This is a genomic window from Catenuloplanes sp. NPDC051500 (assembly GCF_044454585.1).
GTDB lineage: Bacteria > Actinomycetota > Actinomycetes > Mycobacteriales > Micromonosporaceae > Catenuloplanes.
Genome location: NZ_JBITDX010000006.1, coordinates 239307 through 255667 on the forward strand (window position 1 = coordinate 239307; position 16361 = coordinate 255667).

At 70.1% G+C, this 16361-nt stretch carries 15 protein-coding genes; 7 read left to right on the plus strand and 8 right to left on the minus strand.

The genetic code is table 11. The features are described 5' to 3' along the window. The first annotated feature begins 18 nt into the window (after positions 1–18). From ACIA8K_RS14960 to ACIA8K_RS14970, 3 genes are all read left to right on the plus strand, one after another. On the plus strand, positions 19–789 hold the full coding sequence (locus ACIA8K_RS14960) for a WecB/TagA/CpsF family glycosyltransferase (RefSeq protein WP_396059248.1): 771 nt from the start codon (positions 19–21) through the stop codon (positions 787–789). Positions 790–873: 84 nt separating this feature from the next. Next, entirely contained in the window at positions 874–2259 is a 1386-nt protein-coding gene (locus ACIA8K_RS14965; RefSeq protein ID WP_396058922.1) for a hypothetical protein, read from the plus strand. Continuing rightward, entirely contained in the window at positions 2256–3023 is a 768-nt protein-coding gene (locus tag ACIA8K_RS14970) for a 3-ketoacyl-ACP reductase (protein ID WP_396058924.1), read from the plus strand. The genes ACIA8K_RS14965 and ACIA8K_RS14970 overlap by 4 nt, the downstream gene beginning before the upstream one ends. A gap of 1453 nt (positions 3024–4476) precedes the next feature. On the opposite strand, the gene ACIA8K_RS14975 is transcribed toward ACIA8K_RS14970, so the two are convergent. Further along, a complete protein-coding gene (locus tag ACIA8K_RS14975; protein WP_396058926.1) occupies positions 4477–4707 on the minus strand; it encodes a hypothetical protein in 231 nt (76 codons plus the stop codon). A 350-nt stretch (positions 4708–5057) separates the two neighbouring features. On the opposite strand from ACIA8K_RS14975, the gene ACIA8K_RS14980 reads away from it, so the two are divergent. After that, positions 5058–5660, plus strand: coding sequence for a hypothetical protein (locus ACIA8K_RS14980; protein WP_396058928.1), 603 nt, complete (start codon positions 5058–5060; stop codon positions 5658–5660). 9 nt (positions 5661–5669) lie between these two features. Here the strand turns inward: ACIA8K_RS14980 and ACIA8K_RS14985 are convergent, their stop codons facing one another. The 3 genes from ACIA8K_RS14985 to ACIA8K_RS14995 all read right to left on the minus strand — a co-directional run bounded on the left by ACIA8K_RS14985 (position 5670) and on the right by ACIA8K_RS14995 (position 7318). Further along, complete coding sequence (locus tag ACIA8K_RS14985) at positions 5670–6080, minus strand: hypothetical protein (RefSeq protein ID WP_396058930.1); 411 nt, start codon at positions 6078–6080, stop codon at positions 5670–5672. A 165-nt stretch (positions 6081–6245) separates the two neighbouring features. Further along, entirely contained in the window at positions 6246–6476 is a 231-nt protein-coding gene (locus tag ACIA8K_RS14990; RefSeq protein WP_396059250.1) for a DUF397 domain-containing protein, read from the minus strand. After that, a complete protein-coding gene (locus tag ACIA8K_RS14995; RefSeq protein WP_396058932.1) occupies positions 6446–7318 on the minus strand; it encodes a helix-turn-helix domain-containing protein in 873 nt (290 codons plus the stop codon). The genes ACIA8K_RS14990 and ACIA8K_RS14995 overlap by 31 nt, the downstream gene beginning before the upstream one ends. Before the next feature lie 435 nt (positions 7319–7753). Here ACIA8K_RS14995 and ACIA8K_RS15000 point away from each other — a divergent pair, with 435 nt between their 5' ends. Next, complete coding sequence (locus tag ACIA8K_RS15000; protein WP_396058934.1) at positions 7754–8041, plus strand: hypothetical protein; 288 nt, start codon at positions 7754–7756, stop codon at positions 8039–8041. A 6-nt stretch (positions 8042–8047) separates the two neighbouring features. Here the strand turns inward: ACIA8K_RS15000 and ACIA8K_RS15005 are convergent, their stop codons facing one another. Then, the gene (locus ACIA8K_RS15005; RefSeq protein ID WP_396058936.1) at positions 8048–9160 is read right to left on the minus strand and encodes a PASTA domain-containing protein; all 1113 of its coding nucleotides are present in this window, start codon (positions 9158–9160) and stop codon (positions 8048–8050) included. 139 nt (positions 9161–9299) lie between these two features. Here ACIA8K_RS15005 and ACIA8K_RS15010 point away from each other — a divergent pair, with 139 nt between their 5' ends. Continuing rightward, complete coding sequence (locus ACIA8K_RS15010; protein WP_396058938.1) at positions 9300–10592, plus strand: hypothetical protein; 1293 nt, start codon at positions 9300–9302, stop codon at positions 10590–10592. Between the two features lie 167 nt (positions 10593–10759). On the opposite strand, the gene ACIA8K_RS15015 is transcribed toward ACIA8K_RS15010, so the two are convergent. Beyond that, entirely contained in the window at positions 10760–12232 is a 1473-nt protein-coding gene (locus tag ACIA8K_RS15015) for a glutamate--cysteine ligase (protein ID WP_396058940.1), read from the minus strand. 235 nt (positions 12233–12467) lie between these two features. Then, a complete protein-coding gene (locus ACIA8K_RS15020; RefSeq protein WP_396059252.1) occupies positions 12468–13040 on the minus strand; it encodes a YceI family protein in 573 nt (190 codons plus the stop codon). Positions 13041–13139: 99 nt separating this feature from the next. Here ACIA8K_RS15020 and ACIA8K_RS15025 point away from each other — a divergent pair, with 99 nt between their 5' ends. After that, positions 13140–13631, plus strand: coding sequence for a MarR family winged helix-turn-helix transcriptional regulator (locus ACIA8K_RS15025; RefSeq protein ID WP_396058942.1), 492 nt, complete (start codon positions 13140–13142; stop codon positions 13629–13631). A gap of 250 nt (positions 13632–13881) precedes the next feature. On the opposite strand, the gene ACIA8K_RS15030 is transcribed toward ACIA8K_RS15025, so the two are convergent. After that, positions 13882–16350 carry an ATP-binding protein gene (locus tag ACIA8K_RS15030; RefSeq protein WP_396058944.1) on the minus strand — a complete coding sequence of 823 codons (2469 nt, stop codon included), beginning with the start codon at positions 16348–16350 and terminating at the stop codon, positions 13882–13884. Positions 16351–16361 lie beyond the last annotated feature (11 nt).

A 16361-nucleotide genomic window follows, 5' to 3' on the forward strand; every position in this document is an offset into this window, starting at 1 on the left:
CGCAACGTGCTCGGCGTGATGGTGGACGCGGTCGACTACGAGTCCGCGATCAACCAGATCATCGGCGCGGCCCGGGACCGCCGGCCGTTCGCGCTGACCGCGCTGGCGGTGCACGGCGTGATGACCGGCGTGCTCGATCCGGCACACAATGCGCGGCTCAACTCGTTCGACCTGGTGACGCCGGACGGCCAGCCGGTGCGCTGGGCGCTGAACCTGCTGCACGCGGCCGGCCTCACCGACCGGGTCTACGGCCCGGAACTGACGCTGCGGGTGCTTGAGCGATGCGCGGCCGAAGGGCTGCCGGTCTACCTCTACGGTTCGACCGAGGACACGCTCGCCCTGCTGGTCCCGGCGCTTCGCAGGCAGTTTCCCGGCATCATGATCGCCGGCGTGGAGTCATCGAAGTTCCGGCCGGTGCACGCGGGTGAGGACGTGGAGATCGCGTCCCGGATCACCGCGTCCGGTGCCCGGCTGGTCCTGGTCGGACTCGGCTGCCCGCGCCAGGAGGTGTTCACCTATGCGATGCGGCCGCTGCTGGACATGCCGCTGCTCGCGGTGGGCGCCGCGTTCGACTACCACGCCGGCCTGCTGAGGAACCCGCCCGCCTGGATGCAGCGCGTCGGCCTGGAGTGGTTCTGGCGGCTCGGCCTGGAACCGCGACGGCTGTGGCGCCGCTACATCGTGCTGAATCCGGCATATCTGGCCCGGCTCGGCGCGCAGAAGGCCCGGCTGTGGGAAGCACAGCCGCCGGAGCCGGCCCACGAGCGCCCGCCGACGTTCTCCATCTAAAGACCTCGGGGCTTTTCTTCAGGCAAGCGCTTTCCTATGCTGTTGCGGCACGCCACGACTCCGATCACCCCGGAAGGTGCCGCAATGAAGATCGACGACGGGCTCGGCCCGGCGGACCTGCTCCCCCGCATCGCGCGGCTGTGGGAGGCCTCCGCCGCGAAGATCGAGTCGATCGAGCAGAGCTGCCCGCCCGGCTCCCCCTCGCCGGTCTTCACGGTCGAGGGCCGCTACACCGCCCGCGGCTGGACCGAGTGGACCCAGGGCTTCCAGTACGGCTCCGCGATCCTGCAGTTCGACGCGACAGGCGACGAGCGCTTCCTGACCATCGGCCGGGACGCCACGGTCGCGGTGATGGCCGGCCACGTCAGCCACATCGGCGTGCACGACCACGGCTTCAACAACGTCAGCACGTACGGCAACCTCCTGCGACTGGCGAACGAGGGCCGGATCGGCGCGGACGACCGGAACTTCTACGAGCTGGCCCTGAAGATCACCGGCGCGGTGCAGGCCGCCCGCTGGCAGACCACGGAGGACGGCACCGGCTACATCTACTCGTTCAACGGCCCGCAGTCGCTGTTCGTCGACACCATCAGGTCCTGCCGCGCCCTGGCCGTGTCGCACCTGCTCGGGCACGCACTGATGGGTGAGCACGACGAGAGGATTTCGCTGCTCGGCCGGATCGTCGAGCACGCGCGCAACACCGCCCGCTTCAACATCTGGTACGGCACCGGCCGGGACCTCTACGACCTGCGCGGCCGCACCGCCCACGAGTCGCTCTTCAACGTGAACGACGGCCACTTCCGGGCGCCGAGCACGCAGCAGGGCTACTCCCCGTTCAGCACCTGGACCCGCGGCCTGGCCTGGGCGATGCTCGGCTACCCGGAGCAGCTCGAGTTCCTGGAGCTGGTGTCCGACGAGGAGCTGGAGCCGCACGGCGGGCGCGACGAGATCACCGCGATGATGCTCGGCGCAGCGACCGCGACCTGCGATTTCTACCTGGAGCACACGCCTGTCGACGGCATCCCGTACTGGGACACCGGCGCACCCGGCCTGGCGCACCTCGGTGACTACCTGGGCCGGCCGGCGGACCCGTACAACGCGCACGAGCCTGTCGACTCCTCGGCCGCCGCGATCGGCGCGCAGGGCCTGCTACGCCTAGGTCGCTACCTGACCGCGAACGGCCGCGAGGACGACGGGCGCCGTTACCTGCAGGCCGGGCTCACGGTGGCGAACTCGCTCTTCGCCGAGCCGTACCTGTCGGCCGACCCCGCGCACCAGGGCCTGATCCTCCACTCGGTCTACCACCGGCCGAACGGCTGGGACCACATCGCGGCCGGCCAGCGCGTACCGAATGGCGAGTCAAGCATGTGGGGCGACTACCACGCCCGTGAACTGGCGCTCTACCTCCAGCGGGTGGCCCGCGACGAGCCGTACTACACGTTCTTCGGCACCGTAGGGGGAAACGCATGACCCGCATCGCGATAGTCACCGGCGGCTCGCGCGGCATCGGCCGCGGTATCGTGCTGTCGCTCGCCCACGCCGGACACGACGTGGTGGTCAACTACGCCGGCAACGTGGACGCCGCGAAGGAGGTCGTCGCGGAGGTCGAGTCGCTGGGCCGCCGCGCGCTCCCGGTGCAGGCGGACGTGTCTGTAGCCGCGGACCGCGCCCGTCTGCTCGACGAGGCCTACGCCGCGTTCGGCCGTCTCGACCTGCTGGTCAGCAACGCCGGCGTGGCGCCGAAGGTCCGCGCCGACATCCTCGAGGCCGATGAGGAGTCGTTCGACCGGCTCATCTCGATCAACCTCAAGGGCCCGTACTTCCTGATCCAGTCCGCCGCCAACCGCATGATCGCGCAGCCCGAGGGCGAGACCCGCCCGAAGATCGTGATCATCTCATCGAACAGCGCCTACACCGCGAGCACGAACCGCGGCGACTACTGCGTCTCCAAGGCCGGCCTCGCAATGACCACGCAGCTCTTCGCGGCCCGGCTGGCCGAGCACGGCATCACCGTCTTCGAGATCCGCCCCGGCATCATCGCCACGGACATGACCGGCGCGGTCACCGCCAAATACGACAACCTGATCTTCAACAAGGGCATCCAGCCGATCCGCCGCTGGGGCCGCCCGGACGACGTCGGCCGCGCGGTCGCCGCCGTCGCCTCCGACCTCTTCCCGCACAGCACCGGCCAGGTCATCGACGTCGACGGCGGCTTCCACATGAAAACCCTCTGAAAGAGCCAGTGCCGGATTTACCCGCTTCCGCGGTGGCCCGGCCCGCATGCTCCCGCGGGCAACCGGTGCCGTGGGTGGTCACGTCCAGATCTCCCGCAACTCCATCCGCTTTCCCGAACCACCACGGCACCGGCTCCGAGCGACGAGCGGAGCACCAGCGGAGCCCGGCGCGAGGTTTGCCCGCGGGAGCGGCTCTGTTGCCCATTCGCATGCGGCGGTCTGGGGCCTCACGATCGAAGGCTGGCATCGAGGCCAGGAGCCTGGCGGACCGTTCCAGCTGGTCGGCGGGATCGCGGCACGCGGGGGCAGCACGGGCATCGTCTAAGCGGTGGCTGGTCTGGGCGGCTGCGGTCTGGGTGGTCGCAAGGGCCAGCACCGGGAGAGAGATGTGGCGCGGAAGGTCGGTTGATCTCGGCCTGGGTGGTCGCAAGGGCCGGCACCGAGAGAACGATGTGGCCGGGAGGGTCGGTTGATCTCGGCCTGGACGGTCGCAAGGACCGGCACCGAGAGAACGATGTGGCCGGGAGGGTCGGTTGATCTCGGCCTGGACGGTCGCAAGGGCGGGCACCGGTGCCGGGGCTTGCGGGAGGGCGGTTGGTCTCGGCCTGGGTGGCCGAAAGGGCTTGCACCGAAGCCGGGAGCTGCCGAAGGATCAGTCGATCTTGGCTCTCGCGTGTCGCCGGGCCGGGGTCACGGCAGCTCGGGCGCTCCGCGCCGAGATGGGTTCGTTATGTGGGATCTCGCGTCCATTTGGCGGGATGCAAGATCCTTGCGGCTCTGGTGGCCCTTATTACGCTCGGATAAGGGCCACCAGAGCCGCAAGGATCTTGACGTGGGCCTTCCTGCGCCTTCGGCGTCGGGATGAACGCACAGGGAGGCACTCAAATAGGGAAATGTCCGGCGCGTAGCGCTCGAGCCGGGGCACTTATCGCGGATCTTCACCTGACGCGGGTCGTGAGCGCGGGCCGTGTCCTGACATATGCGGATCCGGTGTAGCTCCGCGTTCATGCCCGGCCCTGAGACCTGCCGAAGTGCCGCGACAGACCCGCACACCTGCGGAACTCGCGGCCTCGATGCCGGCCCTTGCGCCCACCCACGCCGCAGTTACCTCGGTCCGAAGTCGTCTGGGTCCGCAGTCGTTTGAAGCCGCAGTCGTTTGGGTTCCACAGTCGCCTGCGTCCGCAGTCGTCTGGGTCCGCAGTCGCCTGGGTCCGCAGTCGCCTGAGTCCGCAGTTACCTCGGTCCGCGGTCGCCTCGGTCCGTAGTCTCGAGACGACGGCCGTGCTGCTCTCGACCTCCGCGACCGCAACGACCAGGCGAAGCCACTCACCACGCCCCAGCCCTTGCGATCCTGGATCCCCAGGCGGCCGGACGCGAATGGGCGACACAGTCGGGAGCGTGCGGGCCGTCACCACCGCGGGAGCGGGAAGAGCCGCTTGTGGAGGCTTTTGATCTAGATCTGGCTGGGGAGGCGGAGAGCGGTGGGGATGGCGGCCATGCGGACCAGGACCTGGCGCGAGTCGCGGGCGTTGCCGGCGTCGTCGAGGCGGAGGCCGCGGACGAAGGTCCACAGGCCGTCGGTCATCCGCTGGGTGTGCATCAGATCGTTGACCAGCAGCGTGAGGCCGCCCGCGCCGAATTTGTAGTCACCCTCGGCGAGGACCAGCACGTCGCCGGGGTTCACCGCGGCACCTGGTTCCACATCGACAAGACTGCCCCCGCCGGACCCGAAAATGCAACTCCCAGTTTTGTGGGTTTTGCATTTCGGGGCGGGGTGAAGCGGGGTCCCGGGCACAACGAGGTGTCCGGGACCCCAGCCGGACCTCCCCAGGCCGGTCCTGCTCGTGCGGCAAACCAGGCCGGCACGAAACCTGTCCCGGCAGGGTATGGCGTGGCAACGGCCGCCCGCCAGATACGGATCAGCCGTATTTTTTCGCACTAAAGGCCGTACGGTCCCCTACGGGTATCGGACCCGGGCCCGGCCAGGGCGTTTCCCCGATTCGCCAGGCGTCGATGTGGGTAACGCTGAGCGACATGACCGCAGCCGTGCATCTCGGGGCCATGCTCGCCCTCGCCGCTCTCTGGCTGGCCGCCGGCGTTATCGCCGACGGGCTCCCCGCCGTGTCGTCCGCCCGTCTCCTGCGGCAGCGGTCCGGCGCGGTGCTCGCACTCGCGGCCGGCGGTCTCGCGGTCCTGGTCGCGCTGCTGCTGATTCCGTCGCCGGACTGGGCGCCTGTCGCACCGGGCGCGGTGCACCCGCAACGGCTGGCGTTGCTGCTCCCGCTGCTGCCGGCCGCGCTGGCCGCCGGGTTCGCGCTGCGTCGGGTGGCCCGCGTCTGGACCGGCGCGTCCGCGTTCACCTCCGCGCCGAACGTGCCGCTGCCACCGGCGCTGCGGGCCGGCGGTGCGCATCCGCTGCTGGCGATCCCGCTGCAGGCGACAGGCCTGGCCGCGGCCGCGGGTGGCGTGCTGGCCACCGGGTGGCTGCGGCTGGACGGCTCCGGCGCGATCGGCGTGCTTGTCACAGGCCTGGCGTTGGTGGTGCTCGCACTTGGTGTCCGGCACGCGCTCCGGCACAGCCGTCTCGCGGAGAACGCGGTCACCGTGCGGCGCGCGACCGCCGCCGTCCCCCATTAGGAGGAGGACTCAGCGGCGTTCCATGACTCCCTGGGTGTAGATCAGCTCCAGGATCGCGCGGGTCGCCTCAAACCAGCGGTCAAGCCAGCCCGGCTCCGGCAGCGAACCCTTCGGCGGCAGCTCAAGCAGCAGCCCGCGCAGCAGCGGGTGGTCCGCCAGCGGCCCCGGATCCGTGGTGTCCGGCCATCCGGTGGTCGGATAGATCGGCTCCTCAAGCCCGGCCAGCGCCAGCGAGGGCAGCCGGGGAGAGTGATCCATCGTCGGCTCGTCCAGCCCGCCGCGCGGGCTCAGCTCCACGTCCGGGCCGGGGTCGCCGCCGTGCATCCGGTCGCGCTGCATCGGGCGGTACCCGTTGAGGTGCCCGGTGAACCGGTCCTGCGTCGCCGACCCGTTGCCGAGATTGTCGGGGCCAATGCTCACTGATCTCGCCTGCCTTGCTCGCTTCGACTCGGCCCGGCGCCATACCGGGTTCAAGAGTGCAACGAGGGTGCCCGCGGAACAGCCACGGCAATTGTCTGTTTTGCGGCATCCGGTGGGTCGGACGGCAGCGCTCGGCCCACCGGATGAGCAGCGATCTTGCCTTACCTAGAGGTCGGTCAGAGGGGTGAACTCGCCGTTTCTGGTACGGGTGAGGAAGGCGGACCAGCCACCCGGCGCGAGGAGCAGCGCCGGCCCGTCCGGGTCCTTGGAGTCGCGAATCGCGATCGCCGGCGTGACGAAAGCGATCTCCACACAGTTGTCACAGTTGGGGCCGCTACGTGTGCTCTTACGCCACGTCGCGTTCCTCAGGTCAACTTCTGTCTCCACTCCCACAATGGCTCCTTCGCCAGGTCCGCTAACAGGGCGACGGACTCCTCCGGGCGGAGGGCCGCAGCGCGGATGTGATCGAAGATGAAGACGTACTTCCGCAATTCGTCGGCCTTCTCCAGGAACAACCCGCCGGTCGCGTTCTCCGCGTACACAACATCCGTGTCGGTGGGCTCGGGGAAGTCGAGAATCGTGAAGGTTCCGTCCATGCCGGCATGCGCGCCCGCCGAGAACGGCAGGACCTGCAGCGTCACGTTCGGCAGATCGGCGCGGTCGACCAGGTGTTGGATCTGGGCTCGCATGACCGCATCGCCGCCGACCGGTCGGCCTACTACCGCCTCATCGAGCACCATCCACAGGTCGATCGGGTCGTCCTGCATCAGCAACGACTGACGCTCGATTCGGACACGGACTCTTCTCTCCACCTCATCGGCGGAGATGTCCGGCCGGGCGGACCGAATCATCGCCCGTGCGTACTCCTCCGTCTGGAGGAGACCGGGCACGACCTGCTGCTCGTAGGCCCGCACCGAGTTCGCCTCGGCCTCCAGACCGACGTATGCGCCGGTCAGGACCGTGCTGTACGGGTGCCACCAGCCCTTCTGGCGCGCCTCGCGGGAAATCTGGACCAGTTCGCTGGACTCGTCGCCATCAATGCCGTAGATATCCAGCATTGCCCGAACATCTCGTGGCGTCGCACTGGTGTGCCCGGTCTCGATTCGTGAGACCTTTGACGTGGAACAGTGCAGGCGCTCGGCCACCGTCTCGATGGTCACACCGGCTTCTTCACGGTGTTTGCGCAGCTCGGCGCCGAGACGGCGGCGCCGGACCGTGGGGCTTCGGCGCTGGGTCACCGCTACCTCCGGCTTTGTGGTGGACCGGCCGGAACAACCCGACCAGAAAGATCACTCGAACCAGCCTGGGCGCCCGTTATCCGGCACCACATTCAGTCTGACGGGTACGTCCGCCACGCATCAACCTGACCCGTTCGCAGCACGTGAGGGGCAACGTGCAACTTGCATTGACTAGGCTCGTGATGCAATCTGTGTGTATGGCATGGGTCACTCAACGTTCCCAGCTGGTCCGTTCAAGTAGGACGAAGTCCGACATGACGGACGGGCAGGCGGACCTCATACGCCGTGCCGCGGAGCACCGGTCTTCCCTCACGCCGGTTCGATAACAATTCGCAGCCAGCGAAAACAGGTGATCAGAAACGTCATTCGTGGACGCTTCGCGCGTGCCACGGAAGAAGACCCGATGCAGCGAAAACCGCGTATCAAGGAGTCGATGTGTTGCCCCGCTCCGGCGATATCCTCAGCGTGACCCGTTCAGCGAGCGTGCAGTTCGCCGAGCCGCTCTACTTCCGGGTGATCCGGGTCCATGACTGGCCGACCTACGACGGCTGGGTCTGGCTCGACGGATACGAGCTCAACGCGGGCGGCGACGCCGTGGAGCGCCGCTCGATCTTCGTGCAGGTGGACGGCCTGCGTCAGATCAACTCCTCGCCCGAGGCGAGGGTCGGCGCACCGCGACGACCGGGTCTTGTCACCTCGGCCGTCGCGGTACGCAGTCGCTGACCCAGGTCAGCCGTTCGGGTTCGCCGTGGTGGGCGAGCCGGTCGGTGTGGCCGGCGCCGTGGTCCGCGGCGCGCGGGCCACGGTGACCGTGATCTTCGTGCCCTTCGGGACGACCAGACCACCCGGCGGATCCGTGTCGATCACGGTGTCCGGGTCGAAGTCGTCAGTGGTCTGGTAGACGAGCGCGTACGGCAGGTCGAGCGCGGCCAGCGCCTGCTGCGCCTCCGGCAGCGTGTAACCGGTCATCCGGGGCACCTCCACCTCGGCGGCCTTGGTCGGGCTCGCGGCGGTGGTCGGCGGCTTGCTCGGCGCCTTGCTTGTCGGCTCCTCGGACGGCGCCGCACTGGTCTTCTCCGCGGTCGGCACCCCGGCCGTCGCGGTCGGGGTCGGCTCGGGGTCGCCACCGCCGGCCTGGGTGGCCGCGTAGATGCCACCGCCCAGCGCCAGGATCACGACCAGCGCGATCACGCCCCACATGATGGGCAGCCACCACTTTCGGGTGGGCTCGTCCGGTGCGCCCCAGCCGGGATCGTCACGCGAGAACGCATCGCGCTGCCCACCGAACTGGCTCGCCGGCTCCGCGGGGCGCACTGACGCGCGCGCGGACCACGGGTCGGGGCCGCCGCCAGGACCGCCCGGAGGACCACCGGGACCGCCCGGGCCGCCGGGTCCACCCTGGACCGGGTCCATCCGCCGGGTCTGGTCCATGCCGGGGCCTGGGGCTCCGGGAACCGGACGGTACGGCGCGGTCTGATCATTGCCGGGACCACCGGGAACGGGACGGTACGGCCGCGTCTGGTCGTTGCCCGGGCCACCGCTCACCGGCCGGTAGGGCGCGGTCTGGTCACCACCGCGCGGGCCCTGACCACCAGGTCCACCTGGTCCACCCTGGCCACCAGGTCCGCGTGGACCGCCGGGTCCACCCTGGCCACGTGGGCCGCCGGGGCCGCCCATCGGGTTCTGCTGCAGCCGGGTCTCTTCGTTCGCCGCCCACGGGTCGACCGGCGGGCGCTGCGGGGGCTGTTCTTCTCCTCCCCAGTAGCGCGCGTCGTCGCCACCCCATTGCCGCGTCTCGTCGGACGGGTTCCGGTCTTCACCGGGACGCCTGCCGTCAGCCATCGCTGTCCTCTCCCCGACAGTCGCCAGTCCTTTTGGCGGTCCGTCTTAACCTATCGGCCGGTTCAGTTCGGTGTGGTAACGACCCGCTCCCAGTTCGTCGCCTCGCGCCCGGTGGCCCCGGACCGTTACTCTCCCGGACATGGCCGTACGAGGCTGGGGTGGATCGATCGCGTCGGCAGCCGGCGTGGCCGCAGGCACCGGCGCAGCACAGTTAGGGCTCGGATACGGGCTCGGCATCATCGCATGGGTGCCGTCTCCGGACGGGACCGCGGAGCCGACCTGGGTGGCGAGCCTCACATGGGCGACCTGGATCGCCGCGACGTCCGTGATCGCCGGCGCCGTCTACGCGGACCGGCGCAGCGGGCCGAGCGCGCTGGCCGCCGATCCCACCGCGCGCAAGATAAGCGGAACGCTTGAGTTGGTGCTCTGGCGGATGGCGCTGTGCCTGGCCGCAGCGCTCGGTGCGGCGCTTACGGTCGCGCTTGTCGCCGTGCCCGCGCGCGAGGCCGCGCAGGACTACACGTTCGCGCCGGAAACGATCGCGGCCGGCTACACGGTGATCGGCATTCTGGTCGGGCTGGCCGTGTCGTTCGCCGCGGTCTCGTCCGCCGCGATCGCCGCCAACGTGGTGACCACCACGGCCTGGCTCTGGCTGCTTGCGGTCGTCGCGGTGGTGGACGGCGCGGTCGCCGGCCGTGGTTTCGTGGGCGCGCAGCTCGGCGTCTGGCGGATCACCGGTGACGGTGACGGGTACTGGATCCGCAGCCTCTACTGGCCGGGCGCCGCCATCTCACTCTCCGCCGCGCTTGTCGCGGGCCTGATCTCCGCCTGGTGGGGCGGGCGCCGCACCGATTCGAAGGTCGGCGTGTCGGTCTCCGGCGCGGTCGGCCCAATCTTGGTCGCCGCCGCCTACTTCCTGGCCGCGCCACGCCCGGTCGGCATCGAGTCCTGGCAGGTCTCGGCCTACCTGGTCGCGCCGTACGCAGTGATCGCCGGCCTGCTCGGCTCCGTAATCATCGCCGCCGCCACCCCCCGCCCCTCCTACGAGCGCGCCCTGCTCCCCGCCCACCTAAACGACGACCCACCCTCCACCCCCCGCGCAGCTCTCACCGCAGCCCCCGAACTAACCCCCGCTCGCCCCGCCCCAGCCCCACGTCAGCCCTCACCCCCACGTCCGGCCCCGCCCGCAGCTGAGCCAACCAACGCTCCCGAGCAGTCCGGCCCTCCCAAACTGCGCCTCAAGCCCAAAGCCGACCGCCCCCAACTCCCTTCCTTCGACGAGCCCGATCCCGCGCCCGCCCCAGAGCCGGAGCCCTCGTCAAAGCCTCCACGCAAACGCCCCACCGACGAGACCCCCACCCCCGACCAGCCCAAACCCACAGGTCGAGCACGAGCGTCGGTAAAGCCCAAGCCCCCTCCCCCCAAGGACTGACCACGCTTTTAGTCTGCAGTTTCTCCGGACCGTCGCGGATCGGTACCGCCCACGTGAGGCGCGGACGACCGAGGAACGTCGGTGTCAGTCAGACACGCTCTTCGTCTGCCTGACACCGCCGTCCGCAGGCCGTGGCGCCGAGCCCGGAGGAGCGAAGCGACGACCATTCAGCACGGCCAAAGATGCACGGGCTCGTTTGTGCGCTGGAGTTCGGCGTAGGCCAGGACCATCTCGTGGAGTGCCTGCTCGCGGGTTTTGCCGCGGCGTTCCGCGTCGGCTACCCGGGTGGTCTGCCATGCCGCGCCGGTCTGGCCGGTCCGGCAGCGGCCTTCGATGATGCCGAGCAGCCGGTCGCGCTGTTCGGGGTCGACGCCGAAGCGGTCCAGCCCGTCGTAGGCCATCGGCAGCAGCGTGCTCATGACCAGTTCGTTCGCGGGTACGTCGCCCATCCGTGGCCAGTTGATGTGTGCGTCGAGCCCGTGCCGGGCGGCCCGGTGGAAGTTCTCTTCGGCTGCGCTGAACGTGAGCTGGGACCAGACCGGGCGGTCCGCTTCGGCCAGTTCGCGGGCCAGCCCGAAGTAGAACGCGGCGTTCGCGAGGATGTCGACCACTGTGGGGCCGGCCGGGAGCACTCTGTTCTCCACCCGCAGGTGTGGGCGGCCGTTCATCACGTCGTAGACGGGCCGGTTCCACCTGTAGACGGTGCCGTTGTGGAGTCGCAGCTCACCGAGGTGCGGTACGCCGCCGTCGTGCAGGACCTGGACCGGGTCCTCCTCGTCGAGGATGGGCAGCAGCGGCGGGAAGTACCGCACGTTCTCCTCGAACAGGTCGAAGATCGAGGTGATCCAGCGCTCGCCGAACCACACCCGCGGGCGTACCCCCTGGGCTCTGAGTTCGTCCGGGCGGGTGTCGGTGGACTGCTCGAAGAGCGCTATCCGGGTCTCCGCCCACAGTCGCCTGCCGAACAGGAAGGGCGAGTTCGCACCGACCGCGACCTGGGCGGCGGCAACCGCCTGGGCAGCGTTCCAGTACGCGGCGAAGTTGTCCGGTGCGACCTGCAGGTGGAACTGGACGCTGGTGCAGGCGCCCTCGGCCGCGATCGAGTCGACGTAGGACAGCACCCGTTCCTCGCCGCGGATGTCGAGGTCGAGCGACTCGCCGCGGGCGGTCATGATCTGCTCGTTGAGCAGGTGGTACCGGTGGTTGGCGGAGAGGTTCTCGACGACCGTGTGCTGTTCGGTGAGGGTGGGCAGCACGCCGACCATCATGATCCGGGAGTCCGACTTGCCGGCCCGGTCCTCCGCGCGGTCCAGGCTTGTGCGGAGCGCGTGTTCGTAGTCGGCGAATCCGGCGCCGGAGATGAGTCGCGGCGATGCGTTCAACTCGAGGTTGAAGCGGGCCAGCTCCGGCTGGAACAGTGGATCATCCATGGTGGCCAGCACTTCCGCGTTGCACATCGCGGGCTCGGCCTCGGCGTCGATCAGGTTGAGTTCGATCTCCAACCCGGTGGTCGGGCGTTCCGCGTCGAACGCGAAGTCGTCAAGCATCAGGGCGAAGACGTCGAGGCAGCGGCGCACCTTGCGGCGGTACCGGACCCTGTCTTCCCTGGTGAAGGCGGCTGAGGTGACGTCCTTGCCCATCTGTCCTCCCGGCGCACGGCAGTGACGGATCTATGTGGAGGAGCCACGGCGCTCAGCCAGAGAAAATCAATAACGCCCCGTAACCACGCAGGGACGGTCCGTCCACCATGCCACAAACAGCCGCATAACCTCTAGTGCCGAATTGATCACTTCCCGCACTGGTGGGAATCCCGGACATGACAAAACCCCGGCCGTACGGGCGGCCGGGGTTCTGCGGTCAGGTCGATACGAAGACTCAGGCGCGGCGGATGGCCTCGGCCTCGATCTCGATCGTGACGCGCTTGCTGACCATGAAGCCACCGGTCTCCAGCGCCACGTTCCACAGGATGCCGAAGTCCTCGCGGTCGATCTCGGTCTTCGCGGAGAAGCCGAAGATGTCCTGACCGTACGGGCTGCGGTTGACACCCTCGAACTCGACGTCGAGGACGACCTGGCGGGTGACGTCCTTGATGGTCAGGTCGCCGTGCAGCTTGAACTCGTTGCCGCTGATCTCGGCCAGGCCGGTGCTGCGGAAGGTGAGCTGCGGGTACTTCTCCGTCTCCAGGAAGTCGCCGCTGCGCAGGTGGGCGTCGCGGTCCGGCGCGTTCGTGTCGATGCTGGCGGCGTCGATGTCGGCGGAGACGCTCGACTCCAGCGGGTCCTCCGCGATGGTGATCGAGCCGGTGACGGTCTTGAACTGACCGCGAACCTTGCTCACCACGAGGTGCTTGGCCACAAAGCCGACCCGGGCGTGGTTCGGGTCGATGTCGTACACACCGGCGGCCGGGATGCTCACACCGTTGTAGTCACGAACGTTCAGGTCGGTCATCGCGCTGTCTCCCAGGAACAAGATCTCGATCAGGATGTCTGACATGACAACTATATGCGCTGCAACCTTCCGCGTGTCAAGTATTGCTAAAGTTGACAGGTGACAACGAACCTGTTCGACGACCCGCGCATCACCGCGATCGGCTTGTTCTCCGAGGCGTACTCGGGTCTGACCAACCGGTTCGCGGGACAGTTCGAGGAGCACGGCCTCTCCACCGTCGAGCACGAGGTGCTCATGCGCCTGGCCCGCTCGCCCGGCCACCAACTGCGGATGACCGACCTCGCCGCCCAGACGTCGCTCTCCACAAGCGGCGTCACCCGGGTGGTGGACCGGATGGAGCGCACCGGCCTGCTCTGCCGCAGCGCCTGCCCCACGGACCGCCGCAGCTCGTTCGCGGTGATCACCGAGGCCGGCCTGGAGCGACTGAACGAGGCGCTCCCCGGCCACCTCGCGTTGATCGAGGAGTTCATCACCGGCCTGCTCTCTCCCGAACAGCTGGACGGGCTGCTCGGCGCACTCCGTGTGATCCGCGACGCCGCCAATCCTGGGGCGACCGTGGGCACGACGGACACTTCTAAATCCGGAGAGTAGTCGTCGACCTCGCATCCCGGTCGGTAACCGGCAGAACAACCGGCAGAAGCGCCGGGCAGGACCGACATATCCGCCTTAACGGACATAGGGCTTCTAAAAATCAGTTAGATTTCCCGCGCACGGGGACACACCGGGGGGTGTTGATACGCACGGAGGTCGGGGGGCCTCTGCGAGGTTTCCGTCGCGTCGCGCGCATGCGGGGATGCGCGCCACACCGGCGCCGATCGCTCACAAGCGGTCGGCGCCGGTTCTATTCAACGCCGGCGCCGGCCCGCTCCCGCTCGGCCGGGAGCAGCGTGATGCCGCCCAGTTTGCACACCTCGGCCAGCCTGGTCAGCACGGGTGCCCGCTGCATCGCGTCCTCCGTACTCGCTGCCACGCCGACCAGCGCCTCCGCCACGTCGCGCAGGTCGTGACCGCCCGCGTGCGAGTCCGCCGCCTCGGAGAACCACTCCGCGGCCAGCTCCCGTTCACCGCGCCCGAGCGCCAGGTACGCCTCGATCATCGCGATCTGACCGCCGATCACCGCCGGCCGGCGCTCGTCCGGGTCGTCCGGCACGCTCAGCGGCCCGCGCAGGTCGGCAAGCACTCCGGCGGCCGTCTCCGTGTCGCCGTCCTGTGCGGCCGCGATTCCGATGGTGCCGAGCACGCGCCGCCGATGACCGGGATCGCCCAGCCGCTCCAGCACCTCCACCGCGCGGCGGCCGAGGGACTGCGCCTCGGCGTACCGGCCGTCGAGCCGGCTGACCTCGGCCAGGTTGGCCATCGCGAGCGCGCGCAGCCGGTCGTCGCCCTGCTGCGCGGAGAGCCGGTCCACCTTGGCCAGCCGGCGCCGGGCCGCGCGTAGATCACCGACCCGGATCTCGTGCCAGGTCAGGTTGTTCTGCGCGACAGTCATGTCCCGGGCGCGGCCCAGCCGGGTGGCGAGCGTGAGCGCGACCTCGCCGTGCCGGCGCGCCTCGTCGAACCCGCCGTTGGTCATCCAGAGCGCGCAGAGCAGGTTGCGGGCCGCCAACTCGCCGGCCGCGTCCGCCAGGCGCTGGAACTCGGTAAGCGCGCCGGTCACGGCCGGCACCTCCTCCGCGCCCGCACCGTGCTCAAGCGCCAGCCGGCCCAGCCCGATCTGCGCCCACGCCCGGGTCCGCGGGTCCGCGTCCTGGGTGCGCGGGTCGGCGAGCAGGCGGCGCAGCCAGTGCCGGCCGACCACGTCCCGGCCGCGGAAGCGCCACCAGCGGGGCAGCGCGGCGGCCAGGCGCAACGCGGTGTGCGGGTCGTCGTTCGCCGCGTGGGACAGCGCCGCCCACAGGTCGCCGGCCACCTCGTCCAGCCGGTTCACGCCGCCGGTCAGATCGTGCCCGGCCAGCTGCGGCGCGGTGCGCTCGGCCAGCCGGGCGAAGACGGCCGCGTGCCGGGTACGGATCGCGGCCGCCTCACCGTGCACGACCGCCCGCTCCTCCGCGAGGTCCCGGACCACGTCGACCAGGCGGAACCGGAACGGCCCGGCGCCGCGCACGCCGAGCAGGCCCAGTTCAAGCAGCCGGTCCAGCAGCGGCAGCGGATCCGCCGGTCCGGAGTCGTCCTCGGACAGGATCGCGGCGGCAAGGCGCACGGACCAGCGGTTACGGAATGCGGCGAGGCGGCGCAGACCGGCCCGCTCGTCCTGCTCAAGTAACCGGTAACTCGCGGCGGCCGCGTCACGAAGCGTCACGTCGACGGCGGCCCGGCGGCCGGAGAGGTCAAGCACGCGGTCGCCGTACCGCTGCAGGATCTCGTCGATGTCGAGCAGCCGGCCACGCGCGGCGGCCAGCTCAAGCGCCAGCGGCAGACCGCCGAGCCTCCGGAGCAGCGCGCCGAGCGCCGCGGCCTCCGTGTCGGTGACCGGATCGCGGCGCACCTGGCGGAGCCGGGCCAGGAAGAGCGCGGCGGCGGGGTAGGCCGCGATGTCGGACAGCCGGGCGGGCGTGTCCGCGGGCGGCGCCTCCAGCGGTGCCACCGGCCAGACGTGCTCGCCGGGAAGTCCGATCGGATGACGGCCGGTGGCCAGGACGCGCAGGTCCGGCGCGGAGTCGCACAGCCAGCTCAGCGCCTCCGCGACCGCGTCCGGCGCCCGCTCGACGCCGTCGACCATCACGAACACCCGCTCGCCGCGCAGCCGGGCGCGCAGGTCGGCGGCGCGGGCGACGCCCAGCACGGCGGCGATGTGCGCGAGGACGTCGCTGCTGCTGGACAGCTCGGTGACCACGATGCCGGCGGTGCCGCCCGGATGGTCCGCGGCGACGCGCTCCGCGACCGCGAGGCCGAGGCTGGTCTTGCCGACGCCGGCCAGGCCGACAAGCGTCACCACACCGGGCGGCCCGGACGTCGCGAGCAGCTCTGCGACGTCGATGACCTCGGTGTCCCGGCCGATCAGGTCGTGCGCGGGCGGTAGCCCGTTGCGTGGCGGCGGCCGCTCCGGTGCGGGTGCGGCGGACTGGCCGCGGGCGGACGCGAGGAAGTCGGCCCGGTCCTGGCCGGACAGGGACAGCGCGGTGGCGAGCAGCTCGACAGTGGTGCGCTGCGGCCGGGACGCACGGCCGCGCTCCAGGTCACGGACCGTGCGCACGCCGACGCCCGCTGCCGTAGCGAGGTCGGCCTGGGTCAGGCCCGCGGCGGCACGGCGTGCGCGGAGCAGCCCGGCGAAGCCGGTACTGCCCTGCTCAGAGCCATGATCCACGGTCATGGCGGAAGGGT

Coding starts and splice junctions, on each gene's coding strand:
- ACIA8K_RS14960 (WP_396059248.1), top strand. CDS start 19: ATGGTGGACGCGGTCGACTACGAGTCCGCGATCAACCAGATCATCGGC.
- ACIA8K_RS15010 (WP_396058938.1), top strand. CDS start 9,300: ATGGCCGTACGAGGCTGGGGTGGATCGATCGCGTCGGCAGCCGGCGTG.
- ACIA8K_RS15015 (WP_396058940.1), bottom strand. CDS start 12,232: ATGGGCAAGGACGTCACCTCAGCCGCCTTCACCAGGGAAGACAGGGTC.
- ACIA8K_RS14980 (WP_396058928.1), top strand. CDS start 5,058: ATGACCGCAGCCGTGCATCTCGGGGCCATGCTCGCCCTCGCCGCTCTC.
- ACIA8K_RS14965 (WP_396058922.1), top strand. CDS start 874: ATGAAGATCGACGACGGGCTCGGCCCGGCGGACCTGCTCCCCCGCATC.
- ACIA8K_RS15020 (WP_396059252.1), bottom strand. CDS start 13,040: ATGACCGACCTGAACGTTCGTGACTACAACGGTGTGAGCATCCCGGCC.
- ACIA8K_RS15030 (WP_396058944.1), bottom strand. CDS start 16,350: ATGACCGTGGATCATGGCTCTGAGCAGGGCAGTACCGGCTTCGCCGGG.
- ACIA8K_RS14970 (WP_396058924.1), top strand. CDS start 2,256: ATGACCCGCATCGCGATAGTCACCGGCGGCTCGCGCGGCATCGGCCGC.
- ACIA8K_RS15005 (WP_396058936.1), bottom strand. CDS start 9,160: ATGGCTGACGGCAGGCGTCCCGGTGAAGACCGGAACCCGTCCGACGAG.